Origin of the sequence: Tsukamurella asaccharolytica (assembly GCF_007858435.1) — a bacterium.
Taxonomy (GTDB): Bacteria; Actinomycetota; Actinomycetes; order Mycobacteriales; family Mycobacteriaceae; genus Tsukamurella; species Tsukamurella asaccharolytica.
Genome location: NZ_VIGW01000006.1, coordinates 198091 through 215064 on the forward strand (window position 1 = coordinate 198091; position 16974 = coordinate 215064).

19 protein-coding genes, 1 tRNA gene and 1 riboswitch are annotated in these 16974 nt (G+C 68.1%); of the genes, 13 read left to right on the forward strand and 7 right to left on the reverse strand.

Annotation, left to right across the window (positions count from 1 at the left end; all coding sequences use genetic code 11):
• The first annotated feature begins 14 nt into the window (after nt 1–14).
• From eno to FK529_RS13470, 6 genes are all read left to right on the forward strand, one after another.
• Nucleotides 15–1298, forward strand: coding sequence for a phosphopyruvate hydratase (eno, locus tag FK529_RS13445; protein ID WP_146561932.1), 1284 nt, complete (start codon nt 15–17; stop codon nt 1296–1298).
• A gap of 39 nt (nt 1299–1337) precedes the next feature.
• On the forward strand, nt 1338–1757 hold the full coding sequence (locus FK529_RS13450) for an FtsB family cell division protein (RefSeq protein WP_146561934.1): 420 nt from the start codon (nt 1338–1340) through the stop codon (nt 1755–1757).
• A complete protein-coding gene (locus tag FK529_RS13455; protein WP_146561936.1) occupies nt 1757–2281 on the forward strand; it encodes a DUF501 domain-containing protein in 525 nt (174 codons plus the stop codon). The genes FK529_RS13450 and FK529_RS13455 overlap by 1 nt, the downstream gene beginning before the upstream one ends.
• Nucleotides 2278–3231: a Ppx/GppA phosphatase family protein gene (locus tag FK529_RS13460; RefSeq protein ID WP_146561938.1), complete on the forward strand. Its 954-nt coding sequence runs from the start codon at nt 2278–2280 to the stop codon at nt 3229–3231. The genes FK529_RS13455 and FK529_RS13460 overlap by 4 nt, the downstream gene beginning before the upstream one ends.
• Before the next feature lie 91 nt (nt 3232–3322).
• Complete coding sequence (locus FK529_RS13465; protein WP_146561941.1) at nt 3323–3601, forward strand: SDR family oxidoreductase; 279 nt, start codon at nt 3323–3325, stop codon at nt 3599–3601.
• Nucleotides 3602–3683: 82 nt separating this feature from the next.
• On the forward strand, nt 3684–4829 hold the full coding sequence (locus FK529_RS13470) for a DUF418 domain-containing protein (protein WP_146561942.1): 1146 nt from the start codon (nt 3684–3686) through the stop codon (nt 4827–4829).
• Here the strand turns inward: FK529_RS13470 and FK529_RS13475 are convergent.
• Entirely contained in the window at nt 4813–5127 is a 315-nt protein-coding gene (locus tag FK529_RS13475) for a DMT family transporter (RefSeq protein ID WP_146561944.1), read from the reverse strand. The two genes, FK529_RS13470 and FK529_RS13475, sit on opposite strands and share 17 nt — an antisense overlap.
• A gap of 18 nt (nt 5128–5145) precedes the next feature.
• Nucleotides 5146–5209, reverse strand: a riboswitch (guanidine-III (ykkC-III) riboswitch).
• Between the two features lie 70 nt (nt 5210–5279).
• Here FK529_RS13475 and FK529_RS13480 point away from each other — a divergent pair.
• Nucleotides 5280–5861: a dihydrofolate reductase family protein gene (locus FK529_RS13480; RefSeq protein WP_146561946.1), complete on the forward strand. Its 582-nt coding sequence runs from the start codon at nt 5280–5282 to the stop codon at nt 5859–5861.
• A 23-nt stretch (nt 5862–5884) separates the two neighbouring features.
• On the opposite strand, the gene lipP1 is transcribed toward FK529_RS13480, so the two are convergent.
• The 4 genes from lipP1 to FK529_RS13500 form a co-directional block, all read right to left on the reverse strand.
• The gene (gene lipP1 / locus FK529_RS13485) at nt 5885–6817 is read right to left on the reverse strand and encodes a LipP1 family hormone-sensitive lipase (protein WP_146561948.1); all 933 of its coding nucleotides are present in this window, start codon (nt 6815–6817) and stop codon (nt 5885–5887) included.
• A gap of 383 nt (nt 6818–7200) precedes the next feature.
• The gene (locus FK529_RS13490; RefSeq protein WP_146561950.1) at nt 7201–7545 is read right to left on the reverse strand and encodes a hypothetical protein; all 345 of its coding nucleotides are present in this window, start codon (nt 7543–7545) and stop codon (nt 7201–7203) included.
• 1029 nt (nt 7546–8574) lie between these two features.
• Nucleotides 8575–9321, reverse strand: coding sequence for a ParA family protein (locus tag FK529_RS13495; RefSeq protein WP_146561952.1), 747 nt, complete (start codon nt 9319–9321; stop codon nt 8575–8577).
• Nucleotides 9322–9536: 215 nt separating this feature from the next.
• Nucleotides 9537–9613, reverse strand: a tRNA-Leu gene (locus FK529_RS13500).
• Between the two features lie 84 nt (nt 9614–9697).
• On the opposite strand from FK529_RS13500, the gene FK529_RS13505 reads away from it, so the two are divergent.
• The 3 genes from FK529_RS13505 to FK529_RS13515 all read left to right on the forward strand — a co-directional run bounded on the left by FK529_RS13505 (nt 9698) and on the right by FK529_RS13515 (nt 11510).
• Nucleotides 9698–9904, forward strand: coding sequence for an RNA polymerase subunit sigma-70 (locus FK529_RS13505; RefSeq protein ID WP_146561954.1), 207 nt, complete (start codon nt 9698–9700; stop codon nt 9902–9904).
• A gap of 18 nt (nt 9905–9922) precedes the next feature.
• On the forward strand, nt 9923–10462 hold the full coding sequence (locus FK529_RS13510) for a Clp protease N-terminal domain-containing protein (RefSeq protein WP_146561955.1): 540 nt from the start codon (nt 9923–9925) through the stop codon (nt 10460–10462).
• Between the two features lie 127 nt (nt 10463–10589).
• Nucleotides 10590–11510 carry a Bax inhibitor-1/YccA family protein gene (locus FK529_RS13515; RefSeq protein ID WP_146562080.1) on the forward strand — a complete coding sequence of 307 codons (921 nt, stop codon included), beginning with the start codon at nt 10590–10592 and terminating at the stop codon, nt 11508–11510.
• Nucleotides 11511–11574: 64 nt separating this feature from the next.
• Here FK529_RS13515 and FK529_RS13520 read toward each other — a convergent pair whose 3' ends face one another.
• Nucleotides 11575–12492, reverse strand: a complete 918-nt coding sequence (locus FK529_RS13520; protein WP_146561957.1) for an SGNH/GDSL hydrolase family protein — start codon at nt 12490–12492, stop codon at nt 11575–11577.
• Nucleotides 12493–12562: 70 nt separating this feature from the next.
• Between FK529_RS13520 and FK529_RS13525 the strand changes: the two genes are divergently transcribed.
• The 3 genes from FK529_RS13525 (at nt 12563) to FK529_RS13535 (ending at nt 16406) form a co-directional block, all read left to right on the forward strand.
• Entirely contained in the window at nt 12563–13945 is a 1383-nt protein-coding gene (locus FK529_RS13525; RefSeq protein WP_146561959.1) for a cystathionine beta-synthase, read from the forward strand.
• A gap of 12 nt (nt 13946–13957) precedes the next feature.
• On the forward strand, nt 13958–15130 hold the full coding sequence (locus tag FK529_RS13530; RefSeq protein WP_146561961.1) for a cystathionine gamma-synthase: 1173 nt from the start codon (nt 13958–13960) through the stop codon (nt 15128–15130).
• A gap of 175 nt (nt 15131–15305) precedes the next feature.
• Nucleotides 15306–16406, forward strand: coding sequence for a polysaccharide deacetylase family protein (locus FK529_RS13535; RefSeq protein ID WP_146561963.1), 1101 nt, complete (start codon nt 15306–15308; stop codon nt 16404–16406).
• 69 nt (nt 16407–16475) lie between these two features.
• Here FK529_RS13535 and greA read toward each other — a convergent pair whose 3' ends face one another.
• Nucleotides 16476–16970 carry a transcription elongation factor GreA gene (gene greA / locus FK529_RS13540; RefSeq protein WP_146561965.1) on the reverse strand — a complete coding sequence of 165 codons (495 nt, stop codon included), beginning with the start codon at nt 16968–16970 and terminating at the stop codon, nt 16476–16478.
• Between the last annotated feature and the right edge of the window lie 4 nt (nt 16971–16974).

The window sequence follows — 16974 nt, forward strand, 5'->3', positions numbered from 1 at the left end:
CAGAAGGAGAGATCGTGTCCGAAATCATCCAGGTAGGCGCCCGTGAGATCCTCGATTCGCGGGGTAACCCCACGGTCGAGGTCGAGGTCGTCCTGGCCGACGGCAGCTTCGCTCGCGCGGCGGTGCCCTCGGGTGCGTCGACCGGCGAGCACGAGGCCGTGGAGCTCCGTGACGGTGGCGACCGCTACCTGGGCAAGGGCGTGACCAAGGCCGTCGAGGGCGTACTCGAGGTCATCGCGCCGGAGGTCATCGGTATCCCCGCCGACGAGCAGCGGATCATCGACCAGACGCTGTTGGACCTGGACGGCACGCCGGACAAGAGCCGTCTCGGCGCGAACGCACTGCTCGGCGTCTCGCTCGCCGCGGCGAAGGCCGCCGCCGAGTCGGCCGCGCTGCCGCTGTTCCGCTACCTGGGCGGCCCGAACGCGCACATCCTTCCGGTGCCGATGATGAACATCCTGAACGGCGGCGCGCACGCGGACAGCGGCGTCGACGTGCAGGAGTTCATGGTCGCGCCGATCGGTGCCGAGACCTTCAAGGAGTCGCTGCGCTGGGGCGCCGAGGTCTACCACGCGCTGAAGTCGGTCCTCAAGGCCAAGGGCCTGAACACGGGGCTGGGTGACGAGGGCGGTTTCGCACCGTCGGTCGCCGGTACTCGCGAGGCGCTGGACCTGATCTCCGAGGCGATCGCGCAGACCGGGCTGCAGCTGGGCACCGATGTCGCGCTCGCGCTGGACGTGGCCGCGACCGAGTTCTACACGCCGGAGGGCTACGCGTTCGAGGGCAAGGTGCTCAGCTCGGCCGAGATGGGTGAGTTCTACCGCGGCCTCGTCGGCGAGTTCCCGTTGGTCTCGATCGAGGACCCGCTCTCGGAGGACGACTGGGAGGGCTGGGTCGAGCTCACCGACGCGATCGGCGACAAGGTGCAGCTCGTGGGCGACGACCTGTTCGTCACCAACCCGGAGCGGCTCGAGGACGGCATTGCCCGTGGCGCCGCGAACGCGCTGCTGGTGAAGGTCAACCAGATCGGCACGCTCACCGAGACGCTGGACGCGGTGGCCCTGGCCCACAACAACGGCTACAAGTCGATGATGAGCCATCGCTCGGGCGAGACCGAGGACACCACCATCGCCGATCTCGCGGTGGCGGTAGGCAGCGGCCAGATCAAGACCGGTGCCCCGGCCCGCAGCGAGCGCGTCGCCAAGTACAACCAGCTGCTGCGCATCGAGGAGGAGCTCGGAGACGCCGCGCGCTACGCCGGCGACACCGCCTTCCCCCGCTTCGAATTCACCAGCTAGCCGAGTAGCAACATCGAGAGACGAAGGAGCACAGCCGAAGTGAGCAGCAGGTCCCGCCTCGTGCGCAGCCCCTCGGGCGCCGAAGCCCGTGCGGACGGACGGAGCGCGGGGCGGACCGTCGTGCTGCTCCTGGTGCTGGGCGTCCTCGCCCTCACGCTCGCCGTACCGGTGCGGACGTACATGTCGGAGCAGGCGCGCGAGGAGAAGGTGGCGGCGGAGCACGCCCAGTTGCTCTCCGACATCGCGCGACTCGAGGAGCAGAAGCGGCTGCAGGACGATCCGGAGTACATCAAGGCGCAGGCCCGGATCCGGCTGCAGTACGTGATGCCCGGTGAGACGCCCTACCGCGTGCAGGTGCCGGGCGCCCCGAAACCGACGCCGGAGCAGGTGGAGGCCGAGCAGGCCAAGCAGAACCCCTGGTACACCAATGTGTGGCGGACGATCGCGGTGCCGCACTGATGAGTGACGCGGTCGCCCAGGAGGATCTGGACCGGGTCGCCGCGCAGTTGGGCCGTGTGCCCCGCGGCGTGCTCGCCATCGCCTATCGCACGCCCGACGGCGAGCCCGCTGTGGTCAAGACCGCGCCGCGGCTGCCCGACGGCACGCCCTTTCCGACGCTCTACTACCTGACGGATCCGCGGCTCACCGCCGAGGCGAGCCGCCAGGAGAGTGCGGGCGTGATGCGCGAGATGGAGGCGTTGCTCGCCTCCGACGAGACGATCGCCGAGAACTACCGCGCGGCGCACCGTCATTATCTGGAATCCCGCGACGCCCTGGAGGACCTGGGCACCGACTTCACCGGCGGCGGCATGCCGGACCGCGTGAAGTGCCTGCATGTGCTCATCGCCTACGCCCTCGCCGAGGGCCCCGGGGTGGTCCTGCTGGGCGACGAGGCCGTCGCGCTCGCCGCCGCGGCGGGCCTGCGTGGCAGCGCGATCCCCGCCGACTGGCCGGAGCCGCGGTTCCCCTGGGGTGGTGCGTGAGTCCCCTCGTCGTCGCGGCGATCGACTGCGGTACCAACAGCATCCGGCTGTACGTCGCCCGCGCCACCGCGGCGGGACTGGTGGAGCTGCACCGCGAGATGCGGATCGTCCGGCTCGGTGAGGGCGTGGACGCCACGAGGGAGTTCGCCGCTGCCGCCCTCGATCGGGTCGGCGCTGCGCTCGACGAGTACGTCTCCACCGCACTCGAACTGGGTGCGACGCGGGTACGCATGGTGGCCACCTCCGCCGCCCGTGACGTCGCGAACCGCGACGCCTTCCTCGACCTCACCGCCGCTGCGCTGGGGCGGATCACGCCCGGCGCCCGCGCCGAGGTGATCGCCGGCACGGAGGAGGCGGAGCTGTCCTACCGAGGGGCCACCGCGGGCCTCGCCGTCGCCGATCCGGCCCTCGTCGTCGACCTCGGGGGCGGCTCGACGGAGCTCGTCGTAGGCTCCGGCGGTGCCGTCGCGCACGCCTACTCGGCGGACATCGGCTGCGTCAGGATCACGGAACGTGCCCTGGCCACCGACCCGCCGACCGCTCTCGAGGTGGCGGACGCGCTGTCCCATATCGATGCCGCGCTCGACGCGGCCACCGCCGTCGCACCGCTGGACGGCGTCCGCACCTGGATCGGTGTCGCCGGGACGTTCACCACGCTCGCGGCGCTGGCACGCGGCCTCGCGGAGTACGACCCCGCGCTGATCCACGGCTCGCGGGTGCCGCTCGACGACCTCATCGGGCTGTGTCGCAGGCTGGTGGGCATGACCGCCGCGGAACGCCTGGCGCTGGGTCCGATGCACCCCGGACGCGCCGACGTGATCGGCGGCGGGGCACTGGTGGCGATGCGGCTCGCCGAGCGGCTGGCCGCGGTCGGCGTGACCGAGCTCATCGTCTCCGAGCGCGACATCCTCGACGGCGTCGCCATGGGACTCGCCGAACCCGCGAATTAACGCACTGTTGACGAACTCACAGCCTTCCGGCAGCGCACGAAGCGGTTCGGCCGCCTAACGTCTTCCTCAGACGGCGAAAGGAAGTCTGAAGATGACGAAGGCAACCGAATGCGTGATCGTGGTGCTGGACGGGACCGAGGCGACGGCGCGGCTGGTCGCTGACCTCTCCGCGGCGGGCAACCGCGTGACGGCGGTGGGCACGACCTTCCGCGATGTGGTGTCCGTGCTCTCCGGCGATGTGTACGCGCTCGTCGCCGACCTCGCCGACCCCGAGCAGTGGGCCACGGCCCTCGATCGCGCCGAGGCGCGGCACGGCGCGGTCGACACCGTGCTGGACCCGGCCGGCCGGCTGGCCGAGCGCGCCGCCTGACCGGACCGCAGCCCCTGGAATAGGGGAGGATATCCGGGCTTTCACGGAGGCGTGCGCCGCGGAGCGGTCGTAGCTTTGCCGCATGACGACGACCACCCCGTCGGTACCGCGCATCGCGGCGCTCGACGCACTCCGCGGCTTCGCGCTCGGCGGAATCTTCGCGGTGAACATCGCGATCATGGCGAACCCCGCGGGTTTCGCGGAGGGACCGGTGCGGGCCTTCGAGGAGATGTTCCTGCACAACCGCTTCTACGTGCTGTTCTCCTTCCTGTTCGGGTACTCGTTGACCTTGCAGTTCCGCTCCGCGGAGCGCGACGGCGCGAACGCGACCGCCCGCACCGTGCGGCGACTCCTGGCGCTCGTCGCGATCGGCCTGCTGCACACCGTGTTCCTGTTCACGGGCGACGTGCTGTTCGGCTACGGCGTGATCGGGTTCGCCCTGCTCGCGCTCCGTGGGCTCGGCGCGAGGTCGGCGCTGCGGCTCGCCGGTGTGCTGTACACGGTGTGCCTACTGTTGTTCGTCGCTCTCACCGTCGCGCGGATCGGCCATCCGCTCGACGCCGCGCAGGTGGCGGCCGACAATGCCGCCGCCCTCGACGCGGTCCGGGCGGGGTGGGGCGAGGCGGCCGCGTACCGATGGGACGACTGGGTCGGACGCCTCGGCCCCACGGTGGTCTTCGGGCTGCTCAACGTACTGCCACTGTTCCTCGTCGGCCTCGCGGCGGGGAAGGCGCGTCTCCTCGAGGACCCGGCCCGCTACCTCCCGCACCTGCCGCGGGTGCAGGCGATCGGTTTCGGGTTGGGCCTGCCGCTCTCGGTGATCCCGGTGGTGCTGCACATCCCGCACACCGAGGCTCTCGGCTACATCTCCGGGCCGTTACTCGCCGCCGCGTACGCCGCCACCTTCCTGCGGGTCATCCATGCGCGACCGGCGGTGTCCGAGGTCTTCGCGCCGGCGGGCCGGATCAGCGCCACGGTGTACCTGTCGCAGTCGCTGATCGCGGCGATCGCCTTCACGGGCTACGGTTTCGCGCAGGCCGGGATGTGGTCCGACGGTGCGGTGCTCGCCTTCGCCCTGGTCACCTTCGCACTCCAACTGGTGGCCGCGCGGTGGTACACCCGACGGTTCCGGTACGGCCCCGTCGAATGGGTGCTGCGCACGGCGACGTACGGCGGCACCGCCCGGATGCGCGAGCATGCCCGCGCGACGGTCAGTGGGCCAGCTTGAGCCCGACGACGCCGCCGACGATGGCCATGATGCAGACGATCTTGATCAGTGACGCCGACTCCTCGCCCGTGACCATCGCGTAGACCACCGTGAGGGTGGCGCCGATGCCGACCCAGACCGCGTACGCCGTGCCGGTGGGAAGGTCGCGCATCGCGTACGCGAGCCCGGCCATGCTGGCGACGAGCGCGACGCCGAAGACGATCGACGGGTTGAGTTTGGTGAAGCCCTCGGACTTGCCGAGAGCGGTGGCCCAGATGGCCTCGAGAATGCCGGAAACGATCAGAACGATCCATGCCATTATGCGAACCTCCTCAGGTTCGCACCGTCTTTTCGCTCGCCGGGTACGGTGCGCCTCGTCCGGATGTCTTTCGCGACGCCAGTCAGGTTACTCGCCGATGTTCGGGGGTCAAGTCGCGGTGACGAAGATTACCGGACACTACTGTGAGGGGCATGACGCGCGAACTGGTGTACACGGGATTCGTTTCGCTCGACGGGGTGGCGGACTCGCCCGGCGGCACCGTCGAGGGGCATCGCAGTGGTGGCTGGGTGGCACGGCACGACTTCCTCCCGGAGGCCTTCACCCTGAAGGGGGAGGAACTGGGGGAGACGACCGCGCTGCTCTTCGGGCGGCGCAGCTACGAGGCCTTCGGCGCGGTGTGGCCGCAGTCCGAGGACCACGCCGCCTACCGTGACCTGCCGAAGTACGTCGCCTCCGCCACGATCGGCGAGGACCGGCTCGTGGACGGGTGGGGCGGCACCACCATCCTGCGGTCAGCGGACGACGTCGCTGCGCTCAAGGAGAGCGACGGCGGCCCGATCTTCATCCACGGCAGCTGCGAGCTCGCGCGCAACCTCGCCGACGCCGGCCTCATCGACCGGTACAACCTCCTCGTCTTCCCGTATCTGCTCGGCGCCGGCAAGAGCATCTTCGGCCGGGAGGACCGCGCCGCCACTGCGCTGCGCCTGCGGGAATCGCAGGCCTACCCCAACGGGGTGCTCAAGGTCATCTACGACGTGACGCACCAAGCCTGATCACGGCGTTCGCCGCGCGATTCCTACTTCGTCAGTGCTTCCCGCACGCGGGCGCCCGCTGCATCGAAGGACGCAACGGCTTGATCGACTGCGCCGGGGTACCCCCAGAATCCGTGGATCATGCCGGGGTTCTCCTGCAGGTCGACATCGACACCCGCAGCCCGCAGCTTGTCCGCGTAGGCACGCCCGTGGTCGCGCATCGGGTCGTATTCGGCGACGACGATCGTTGCGGGAGCGACGCCCGAGACATTCGCGGCGAGCAAGGGGGAGACCCGAGGGTCCTTCCGGGAGTCCTCAGGGCGCAGAAACCGCTCCGTGAACCAATCGATTCCGCGCTTCGAGAGGAGATAACCCGACGCATTCTCATGCAATGAGGGGTAGTCGCCGTCGAAGTCCAAAAACGGGTACACCAATAGTTGGTGACGAAGAATGGGGCCACCTTCCTTTGCCGCTCTTTGGGCGGCGATTGCGGCCAAGTGGCCACCAGCACTGTCCCCGGCAATAGCGATGCGGTCCGGATCGCCGCCCCATTCCGAGGCGCGCGCCGCGATTTCGGTCAGCGCGGCCCAGGTATCGTCCAGGGCGGCGGGGTACGGGTGCTCAGGAGCCAAGCGGTACTCGACTGAGACCACTGTGGCGTCCGCGATATGAGCGAGTCGGCGGGTCGCAGCGTCGTGGGATTCGATACCGCAGACGACCCAGCCTCCGCCGTGGAAGTACACGAGCACCGGCTGGTTCGGCTCCGCGGAATTCTTGTACACTCGGATCGGAATGTCTCCCGCAGGGCCGGAAACGGTGTCGTCCAAGACTTCTGCCATCGGGAAGATTTCACCGCGCAGTTCGGGCGGGGTTTGCTCCGTTAGCGCCCGGTTCTCCTCGAGGGTGTTGTCGGCGAAGTCTGTGAACCCGCTCGCCGACATCTGATCCAGAATTGCCCTGACCTGTGGGTGGACCATACCTTCTCCTATTGCCTATTCTAACAAATGAGTGAGCTTGGTGAGGCATTGATGTCCGCGACCGGACTATCGAATCTCTGTTGCCCGCGAGTGTAGCGACAACTGCAGAACGGCGCAGCGAGTCGCGCGCACTGATCGCGGTAGTGGTTCTTCAAACTTGTGCGGGCAGCCCCTGGTAAGGGTCTCGGCGTGTCGACGACGTCACCTTTCCTGCCCACGTCGAGGTCTGCTTCGCCTCCCACCGCGTGTCCTGGTCCATCCTCCGCGACGGGGGCGTGATCAGCTCCGAGGTCGAGCGTGAGGCCCTGATGCGCGAGGTGAAACGGCTGGGCGAGGAGTAGGTCAGCGGTCTTCTCCGACGAAAGGAGAAATGCGTCAGGTGGTCACTCCAGCCCACACTGATAGCACTTAAACGGATCGCCGGCCGGAATGTTCTGGATGGTATTGCAGCGGACGCATCGAACGGACTGCCATCCAGGTGGCGCCTTCGGAATGCCGTCGCTGACGACCAAAGCGATCACTACGCCGACAACGCCGAGAATGAAGCCGAGAAGTGCAAACGCGGCGGCGTCCCGATTCTTCCTCGAGGCGATAATCCCTGAGTGATCGCGCATACGATCGCGATGACGACAAGGAGTCCGACAAACGGAAAATTCATCATGGTCATGCGCCTCATCATGCACCACCGATACAAGTTTGCTGGCGGATCGGTTGAGAATCCAACCCACCTGGCTATGTCAACTTTGTCTGGCCCAGGGTGGCAGTTTGACACGGCTGCTGCTTCCCGACTGAGACCGAGTTCTGACCGCCGTGCCCTGAACCGCGCGCCGAACCAGGCCATGGTTTCGTTCAGTGCTTGCTTGCTTGCTTCGGTTCGTCGGCGGGGCTCATAGCGCCGTCGACTACATCGCGGCAGGTCCATCTGGACCAGAGCCATCCGGGCGGGGCCAAATGGTTTACCCTTGGATATCAGTGACCAGCTCCTAAAGGCTGGCTATGAACCGTCCAGATGGGGGCGCATCATGGGGCTAAGGATCGGTGGCGGGATCGGCCCGCTGCGCGGCAGCGTAGGAAAGGGCGGTGCGCGGATCGGGGTCGGCGCAAGCGTTGGCCCTGTGTCTGCATCGAAGTCCGTCCGAGTCGGCGGGAAAAGGAAGGGCGCGTCACGCCGGAAGGTCGCTTCCAAGCCCGCTCCTCCACCGTCGAAGGGGGAGCTCGCGTTTGGAGCCGCCTCGTTCTTCGCTGGGCGCGTCGAGAAGGGACGCAAGCGGCGTGCCAAAGAGCGTGAGCGGGAGATTGCTCGAGCGGAGGCTGCCGCGCGGGCCGAAGCCCGAGAGGCCGAGCGAACGGAACGTTGGAGGCTGGCAAGCGAGCGAGGCGGAGCCGCGGCGGGGGTGGCATCCGTCGATCGTGGCGTGCACGCCGCGATGGTCGCGCTGATGGCCTGGCTCAGATCCTTGTGGAACGTACTGGAACCAGTTGTCGTGACTGCCTCCGCTTACGTCATTACAATCGCGATACTTCTTGTGATCTTGGGAGTGCTCGTCATGCTGACGCCCCTTCGATACCCCCTTCTTGGGTGGCTAATCGGCTAGCAACGAAATCTGACCCATATAGTCGAACCCCGCCGAGGCGATGATTGCGATCGAGTCGTCCTCGGCGGCGTTGGTTCGCGGGAGACACGTTTGCGAGCACATACGCTGCGTCCAGGTCGAGTTTCGCGTACTCCTCCGGAGGTAGTAGGAAGTCCGCCTTGCTCAACTGAGGAATGAGTGAGTTGGCGATCGTTGAATCGAGCTTGTCGAAGTACTTTGAAACGCCATAGTCGGCAGGCCGCTTCGGATTCTGAATCTCTGCACCACGACTCCGAGAAACTTTAGTTTTGGCTCCGGAAAGGGGTAGTCCGCTTCTGCAAGTACCTCCAATTTATGCGCTCTTCTGGCCCATTCAATCCACTTTGGAAGTATTCGCGAGAGCGAATCGATAGCCATGACCGAAAAAACGTCCGGACTGCACGGCACTAAGCAATAATCTGACGTTGCCACGAGGTTCTGGTTAATTGCGCCTAGTCCGGGGCTGAGGTCAACTATGACGTAATCGGCGTGGTACTTCTCAGCTGTAATCTGGAATAGATGCGAGAAGCTTCCGGGTAGGTTCCGCAATCTCTGCAGAGATTCCGAAAGTTGCTGCGCCACGCCAAGTGAAGTCTCGTCCTCTGCTAACGCAACATGCCCGGGGGCCAGGAATAGCCCTTCCTGTCCTTCGACTGGAACGCACTCGATTGGCTTAAGTGGTACTGGCCTGGATCTGAATGCGGGGTCCAGCGCATCCTTTAGATTCGAGCCCGGATTGTCCGCGTAGAATTCTTCGAGGGCGTCCTCGGCGCTAAGTTCAAGAACCAATCCCGTGAGGTTGCATTGTGGATCGGCGTCCACCATGACCGCTCGGCTTCCGCGGGAAGCGAGCATCCAACCGAGGTTGAAGCAAGTGGTGGTCTTTGACACTCCACCTTGTTGTTAAAGAGTGTAATTATCTTCACTGTAGATTGCTGTCTTCCGCCGCGGTGGCCAATTGATGACTGAGGATAGTTCGCGGGGGCGGTCCTGTAGAGGCAAAACACGGGACGTGGTCAACTGCCTAGCCCCGCTGGGGTGGTGCCGGGGTGGCAAGCTGAGAGCGCCGGATGGAGTGGGCTCAACCGGGCCTACGTGCGGTGATGTGGTGCCCCCACAGGGATTCGAACCCTGACTATGCGGATTTTAAGTCCGCTGCCTCTGCCAATTGGGCTATGGGGGCGCAGGGGGAAGCGTAGCGTGCGGCCCGCCGCCGGCGCCGTCAACACACGTTGACAGACAGGTGCTGTCAACGTAGATTGACGGCGTGAGCTCACCACCCACCCTCGTCGGATCGGCGGCATCGGAGGACCCTGCGGAGGGGCTCCGCGCCGTCGTCGCACTGCGGAAGCTGGCCGACCAACTCGAGGCGGTCCAGGTGTCCAACGCCCGGAACCGCGGCTGGTCCTGGCAGGACATCGCGGAACACCTCGCGGTCACCCGCCAGGCGGTGCACAAGAAATACGGCAAATAAGCCGGGAACAGGACTGCTGTGTTCGAACGGTTCACCAAGAGCGCCCGCGTCGCGGTCGTGCTCGCCCAGGAGGAGGCGCGCGAGAGCGGCGCCGACAAGATCACGCCCACCCATCTGCTCCTCGGAGTGCTCGGCACCGTCGACGGTCCGCTGCAGCGCGAGCTGGCCGGCGTGGGCCTGACGCCCGAGGTGGTACGCGCGCGCGCCGCCGGCCGCGTCATCACGGACAGCGATACCGAGGCCCTGCGGGGGATCGGCATCGACGTCGGCGCCGTCGCGGAGGCGATCGAGAAGCGCTTCGGCTTCGACATCCTGCGGCCCATTCGCAAGAGGTTCCGCGCCGGCCACATCCCCTTCGATCCCGCGTCGAAGCGGACCCTGGAACTCGCGGTGCGGGAGGCCGCACAACGCAAGGATCGCAGCATCGAGAGCGCCCACATGCTGCTCGGGGTGCTGCTCAGCGAGGATTCCGATTCGATCGCCGCGGTGGAATCGGCCGTGCCGCGCGACGACCTCCGCCGCGTCCTGCACGACCTCCTCGATCGGCCCGCGGCGTAGGCCCCTGCGCATCCGGCGCCGCACGGTTAAGCTGTTCGTAAAGACTGCGGTCGAAACCGGGAACTTTGGCCGCGGACTGAACGTTGAACACCATGTACAGGTGCACGACCAGGGAAAGGACCCCACGGTGCGCGAAAGCAGCAACCCGATCTTCCGCGGGCTGACCAAGGAGACCCGCCAGCAGGCGCCCGCCGGCTATCAGCAGGGCTACCCGCAGCAGGGCTACGGTCAGCAGCAGGGATACCCGCAGGGCATGAACCTGGGGATGGGTGCCGCCGGCGCCGCCCAGGGCATGCAGTTCCAGCAGTACCAGCAGCCGCCGCAGGCCCCCTACCAGCAGGGCACGGACTCGCGGTCGATGACCATCGACGACGTGGTGACGAAGACCGGTAGCACGCTCGCCGTGCTGATCGCCTTCGCGGTCGCGGCCTACGCACTCGTCTCGGCCGGCATCGTCGGCGCCATGCCGCTGCTGCTGATCGGCGGCATCGGCGGCTTCGTGCTGGTGATGATCGCCAGCTTCGGCCGCAAGCAGGACAACCCGGCCATCGTGCTCTCCTACGCGGCGCTGGAAGGCCTGTTCGTCGGCTCGATCTCGTTCGTCTTCGCCAACTACGCAGTCAGCGGAGTCAGCGCCGGTGCGCTCATCGGTCAGGCCATCCTCGCCTCCATCGGTGTCTTCATCGGCATGCTCGTGGTCTACAAGACCGGCGCCATCCGCGTGACGCCGCGGTTCACCCGCATGCTTTTCGCGGCGATGATCGGCGTGCTCGTCCTCGCGCTCGGCAACCTGGTGCTCACCCTGGTCACCGGTGATGAGTCGAACCCGCTGCGCGGCGGCGGCACCATCGCGATCATCTTCTCGCTGGTGTGCATCGCGATCGCGGCGTTCAGCTTCCTGCTGGACTTCGACCAGGCGGATCAGCTGATCCGCGCCGGCGCACCGTCGAAGGCGGCGTGGGGCGTGGCCCTGGGCCTGACCGTCACGCTGGTCTGGCTGTATGTCGAGATCCTGCGCCTGCTGAGTTACTTCTACAGCAGCGACTAGGTTCCACTCGTCCGAACGCCCCGCAGCCGCCCTGGCTGCGGGGCGTTCGGCGTCTCGGTGCCGTTCAGTCCCGGCGCAGCGCGCGGGCCAGGCGGGTGGTCAGCCGGCGTGCGTCCGCCGTCTCGGAGACCTCCGGCGGCGACGGGAGCGGTCCGTGCCACTCGCCGAGTGCAGCAAGCACCTCGGGGAGCAGCAGCCGCGCCGCCAGCTCGTAGCCCGCCGACGACGGGTGGAAGTTGTCCGGCGAGAACATGCGCTCGGGAGCGTCGAGGAACTCCGGCGTCAGGGTGTCGGCGAAGGGCACGGGGTGCCCGCCCGCGGCGAGCACGTGCGCCCGCTGCCGCGCCGCCAACTGCAGCCCGTACCGCCGGATCACTGACCGTAGCGGCTGCGGGATGGCCTGTACCACCCCGATGTCCGGGCAGGTGCCCACCACGACCTCGGCGCCCGCGCCCCGCAATTGGGCGACCGCCGCGCCGAGGCGTCGCGCCGAGGGTTCGATCGCGTTGAGCGCCGTGACGTCGTTCGCGCCGACGATGATCACGGCGACGTCCGGAATCTGCTTCGCGATGAACGCCGCCTCGATCTGCGCCGCCAGCCCCTTCGACGTCGCGCCCACGATCGCCTTCACGGCGAGCCGCACGGTCCGGCCCGTCTCGGCCACGACGCCGCGCGCGAGGAGCACGCCCGGGGTGTGCTCGGCATCGTCGACCCCGAGTCCGGCCGCGGTGGAGTCCCCGAAGACCATGAGGCTCACGTCGGCGGTGCGGTGTGGCCCGGGCCGCGTCACGGCGGTGGTGCCGGGGGAGTAGATGCCGTCCTTCGACGGTGCCTTGTCGGTGCGGTGGGGGATGACGGTGCGCGCGGTGCGCGCCTGCTTGTTCAGCAGCGCGTAGGCGCCCCAGGTGGCTCCGGCGCCGCTGGCGGCGGCGGCCGAGGTGTACAGCGCGTCACGGGCCAGTCGGCTCCGGGAGTACCCCATGCCGCCAATCTACCCACCGAGGCGGGCACCGGTCGCACGCCCCACGGAGCGTGAATGGGACCATGGAGGCATGCGTATCGCAGGACACGTCAGCGAGTTGATCGGCGACACCCCACTGGTGCGACTGAACTCCGTGGTGAAGCCCGGTTCGGGCCTGGTCGCGGCCAAGATCGAGTACCTCAACCCCGGCGGTTCCAGTAAGGACCGGATCGCGGTGAAGATGATCGACGCCGCGGAGGAGTCGGGTGAGTTGAGGCCCGGCGGCACCATCGTCGAGCCGACCTCCGGCAACACGGGCGTCGGCCTCGCGATCGTCGCGCAGCAGCGCGGCTACAAGTGCGTCTTCGTCTGCCCGGACAAGGTCAGCGAGGATAAGCGCAACGTCCTCAAGGCCTACGGCGCCGAGGTCGTCGTCTGCCCGACCGCCGTCGCGCCGGAACACCCGGACTCGTACTACAACGTCTCCGACCGCCTCACGCGGGAGATCCCCGGCGCCTGGAAGCCGAACCAGTACTCCAACCCGAACGGGCCCGCGTCGCACTACGAGACCACCGGTCCCGAGATCTGGCGCGACACCGAGGGCAAGATCACCCACTTCGTGGCCGGCGTCGGCACCGGCGGCACCATCACCGGCACCGGTCGCTACCTCAAGGAGGTCTCGGGCGGGAAGGTCAAGGTCGTCGGCGCGGATCCCGAGGGCTCCGTCTACTCGGGCGGCACCGGCCGGCCGTACCTCGTCGAGGGCGTCGGTGAGGACTTCTGGCCGAGCGCCTACGACCCCGACATCCCCGACGAGATCATCGCCGTCTCCGACGCCGACTCCTTCGACATGACCCGTCGCCTCGCTCGCGAGGAGGGGCTGCTCGTCGGCGGCTCCTGCGGCATGGCCGTCGTCGCCGCGCTGCGCGTCGCCGAGCGCGACCCCGACGCCGTCGTCGTCGTGCTGCTGCCCGACGGTGGCCGCGGCTACCTGTCGAAGATCTTCAACGACAAGTGGATGTCGAGCTACGGCTTCCTCCGCGCGCCGCTGGACCCCAACGAGCAGGAGTCCCTCGTCGGCGACATCCTGCGCGGCAAGAAGGGTGAGCTGCCCGACCTGGTGCACACGCACCCGTCGGAGACCATCCGCGACGCCATCGAGATCCTCGCCGAGTACAACGTCTCGCAGATGCCCGTCGTCGGCGCGGAACCGCCGATCATGGCGGGCGAGGTCGCGGGCGCCGTCACCGAGCGGGAGCTGCTCTCCGCGGTCTTCGAGGGGCGCGCGAGCCTCGCCGACCCGGTGAGCAAGCACATGGGCCCTGCCTTTCCGCTCATCGGTGCGGGCCAGCCGGTCTCGGCGGCCAACACCGCGCTGCGCGAGTCCGATGCCCTCATGGTGATCGACGATGGCAAGCCCGTCGGGGTGATCACCCGGCACGACGTGCTGAACTTCCTCTCCCACGGCAAGTAGAAGGGTCGAACGATGAGCGAGCAGAAGAGCGCGATCGACAAGCATGCGGCGCAGGGCTTCTCGACCCGCGCGATCCACGCCGGCTACGAGCCCGACCCGCTGACCGGCGCGGTCAACGTCCCGATCTACGCCAGCTCCACCTTCGCTCAGGACGGCGTCGGCGGCATGCGCGGCGGCTTCGAGTACGCCCGCACCGGCAACCCGACCCGTCGTGCGTACGAGGCGAACCTCGCCGCCATCGAGGAGGGGACGTTCGGCCGCGGCTTCGCCTCCGGCATGGCCGCCACCGACTGCCTGCTGCGCGCCGCGCTGCGCCCGGGCGATCACCTGATCATCCCCGACGATGCCTACGGCGGGACCTTCCGGCTCATCGACAAGGTCTTCTCGCAGTGGGGTGTCGAGCACACCCCCGCGCCCGTCACCGACGTCGACGCGGTACGTGCCGCGATCCGTCCCACCACCAAGCTGGTGTGGATCGAGACGCCGACCAACCCGCTGCTCAACATCGGTGACATCGAGGCCCTGGCCGAGGTGGCGCACGCGGGCGGCGCGAAGCTGGTGGTGGACAACACCTTCGCCAGCCCGTACCTGCAGACGCCGCTCACCCTGGGCGCTGACGTCGTTCTGCACTCGGTGACCAAGTACCTCGGCGGGCACAGCGACACCGTCGGCGGCGCGCTCGTGACCAACGACGAGCAGCTCGACACCGACTTCGCCTTCCTGCAGAACGGCGCGGGCGCCGTGCCCGGCCCGTTCGACGTCTACCTCGCGCTGCGCGGCATCAAGACCCTCGGCGTCCGGATGGACCGGCACTGCGACAACGCGGAGAAGATCGTCGAGTTCCTCTCCGGCCGCCCTGAGGTGTCGACGGTGCTGTACCCGGGCTTGGAGAACCACCCGAACCACGCCGTCGCGGCGAAGCAGATGAAGCGCTTCGGCGGCATGATCTCCGTGCGCCTCGCCGGCGGCCGTGAGGCCGCGCAGCGGTTCTGCGCGCGGACCGAGGTCTTCACGCTCGCCGAGTCGCTGGGCGGCATCGAGTCGCTCATCGAGCATCCCGCCGCGATGACGCACGCCTCCACCGCCGGCTCACAGCTCGAGGTCCCCGAGGACCTGGTGCGCCTGTCCGTCGGCATCGAGGACATCGGCGACCTGATCGCCGACCTGGAGAACGCGCTCGGCTGACGCCGCAGTAGCGCTGCGCGCCGCGCTGGTCGCGGAATCCGCTCCCCGCCGTGCTCCCGCGTCCCGCGGGAGTAACGACTCGGTCACCTTCTGAACCTTCGACTTCCGCTTTAGGGTTCGTGGGACTAAAGTGGCGCTTGTTGTAGAACGTGACACAAGTGGCTGGAGTGAGTTCTTGAGGCCGAATCAGAGCCGGAAGGTCCGCAACTACGCCGTCGCGGGGAGCGTCCTCGTGATCGCGGCTGCTGTCGCGGTCGGGTGCGGCGTGACCGGCGGCGATCCGAGCCGCCTCGGGTCGAGTCTGACCTTCGACCCGTTGCCGTCGGCACCGTCGGGCGCCTCCGCGAAGCCGAGCGCGGGCGGCAACCCCGGGGTGCTGCCGCCCGGGCAGACGACCGTGCCTCCGTCGCCCCAGGCCCCGGCCACGATGACGGTGGTGGTGCCGCCGCCGGGCGCGCCCGCGAGGCCGCAGCCCACCGTCGCCGGCCCCACCGCGCCCGCGGTCCCGCCGGCGCCCACGACGGCCGCGCCGACGACAGCCGCGCCCGCGACGGCCGGACCTGGCGGCGACGCCGCGAACCGGGACGGGGGCGCACCGTCGGGCCGCGGCGGCGGAACGTCCGCTCCCGCTCCCGCCCCGCAGGCGGCGGCGAAGCCCGTGATCAAGCCCGTCTACCGGGCCGACGGCAGCGTCGACTGCGCGAAGAGCAAGTGCGTCGCGCTCACCTTCTCCGGCGGCCCCGGTCCCGCGACCAGGCAGTTCCTGCAGATCCTCGACAGCCACGGCGCCAAGGGCACGTTCTTCGTGACTGGCGCGCAGGTGGGCCTCAACCCGGACATCATGACGGCGATCGCCGGCACCGGGAACGAAGTTGCCAACGGGACCTGGACGCAGCAGGACATGACGACCCTGTCGCAGGCGGACGCCACCGCGCAGCTGCAGCAGACCAGCGACGCGATCCGCGCCTCCGTGGGCAGCGCGCCCACGCTGTTCCGGCCGATGGGCGGGCACACGTCGCCGTCGGTAGTCGACGCAGGCAAGCGGCTCGGCATGACGCAGATCCTCTGGGACCTGGACTCGATGGACTACAACTACCAGGGGAACCCCGACGGCCTGACCGACGTGCTGATGAAGGTCAAGCCCGGGCAGATCGTGATGCTGCACGACACCTTCGTCTCGTCAGCGACCGCGCTCGACCGGACGATGACGCAACTCGGTGATCAGGGCTACGCCTTCGTCACCGTCAGTCAGTTGCTGGGCAGCCGCGCCGGTTAATCCCGCTGCAGTCGACAACAACGGCCCGTCCCCACGCGGGGACGGGCCGTTGCCGACGGTGCGGACAGCCTAGGAGTGGTAGGGCTCCGCGCTGATCAGCGTGACCTTGACGGTCGCGCCACTCGGGATGGTGTACTCGCGGGTCTCGCCGACCTTCGCGTCGATGAGGGCCGCGCCCAGCGGCGAGCTCGGCGAGTAGACCTCGAGGCCGCCGTCCTGGCCGCTGTCCTCGCGGGTCGCGATGAGGAAGGTCTCGGTGTCCTTCTCGTCACCGTCGTAGTACACCTTCACGACCGAGCCCGGGAGCGCCACACCCGACTGGGTGGGGGCCTCGCCGACCTTGGCGTTGTTGAGGAGTTCCTGCAGCTGGCGGATGCGCGCCTCCTGCTGGCCCTGCTCCTCGCGTGCAGCGTGGTAACCGCCGTTCTCCTTGAGGTCGCCCTCTTCGCGGCGCTCGTTGATCTCGGCGGCGATGACGGGGCGGTTGGCGATCAACGCGTCCAACTCGTTCTTGAGGCGCTCGTGGGACTCGGGGGTCAACCACGTCACCTGAGTGTCCGTCATTTCT

Excerpts from the sequence above, each read along its gene's own strand:
- FK529_RS13455 (WP_146561936.1), top strand. The coding sequence starts at position 1,757 with ATGAGTGACGCGGTCGCCCAGGAGGATCTGGACCGGGTCGCCGCGCAG.
- FK529_RS13465 (WP_146561941.1), top strand. The coding sequence starts at position 3,323 with ATGACGAAGGCAACCGAATGCGTGATCGTGGTGCTGGACGGGACCGAG.
- FK529_RS13470 (WP_146561942.1), top strand. The coding sequence starts at position 3,684 with ATGACGACGACCACCCCGTCGGTACCGCGCATCGCGGCGCTCGACGCA.
- FK529_RS13475 (WP_146561944.1), bottom strand. The coding sequence starts at position 5,127 with ATGGCATGGATCGTTCTGATCGTTTCCGGCATTCTCGAGGCCATCTGG.
- FK529_RS13480 (WP_146561946.1), top strand. The coding sequence starts at position 5,280 with ATGACGCGCGAACTGGTGTACACGGGATTCGTTTCGCTCGACGGGGTG.
- lipP1 (WP_146561948.1), bottom strand. The coding sequence starts at position 6,817 with ATGGTCCACCCACAGGTCAGGGCAATTCTGGATCAGATGTCGGCGAGC.
- FK529_RS13520 (WP_146561957.1), bottom strand. The coding sequence starts at position 12,492 with ATGGGGTACTCCCGGAGCCGACTGGCCCGTGACGCGCTGTACACCTCG.
- FK529_RS13525 (WP_146561959.1), top strand. The coding sequence starts at position 12,563 with ATGCGTATCGCAGGACACGTCAGCGAGTTGATCGGCGACACCCCACTG.
- FK529_RS13530 (WP_146561961.1), top strand. The coding sequence starts at position 13,958 with ATGAGCGAGCAGAAGAGCGCGATCGACAAGCATGCGGCGCAGGGCTTC.
- greA (WP_146561965.1), bottom strand. The coding sequence starts at position 16,970 with ATGACGGACACTCAGGTGACGTGGTTGACCCCCGAGTCCCACGAGCGC.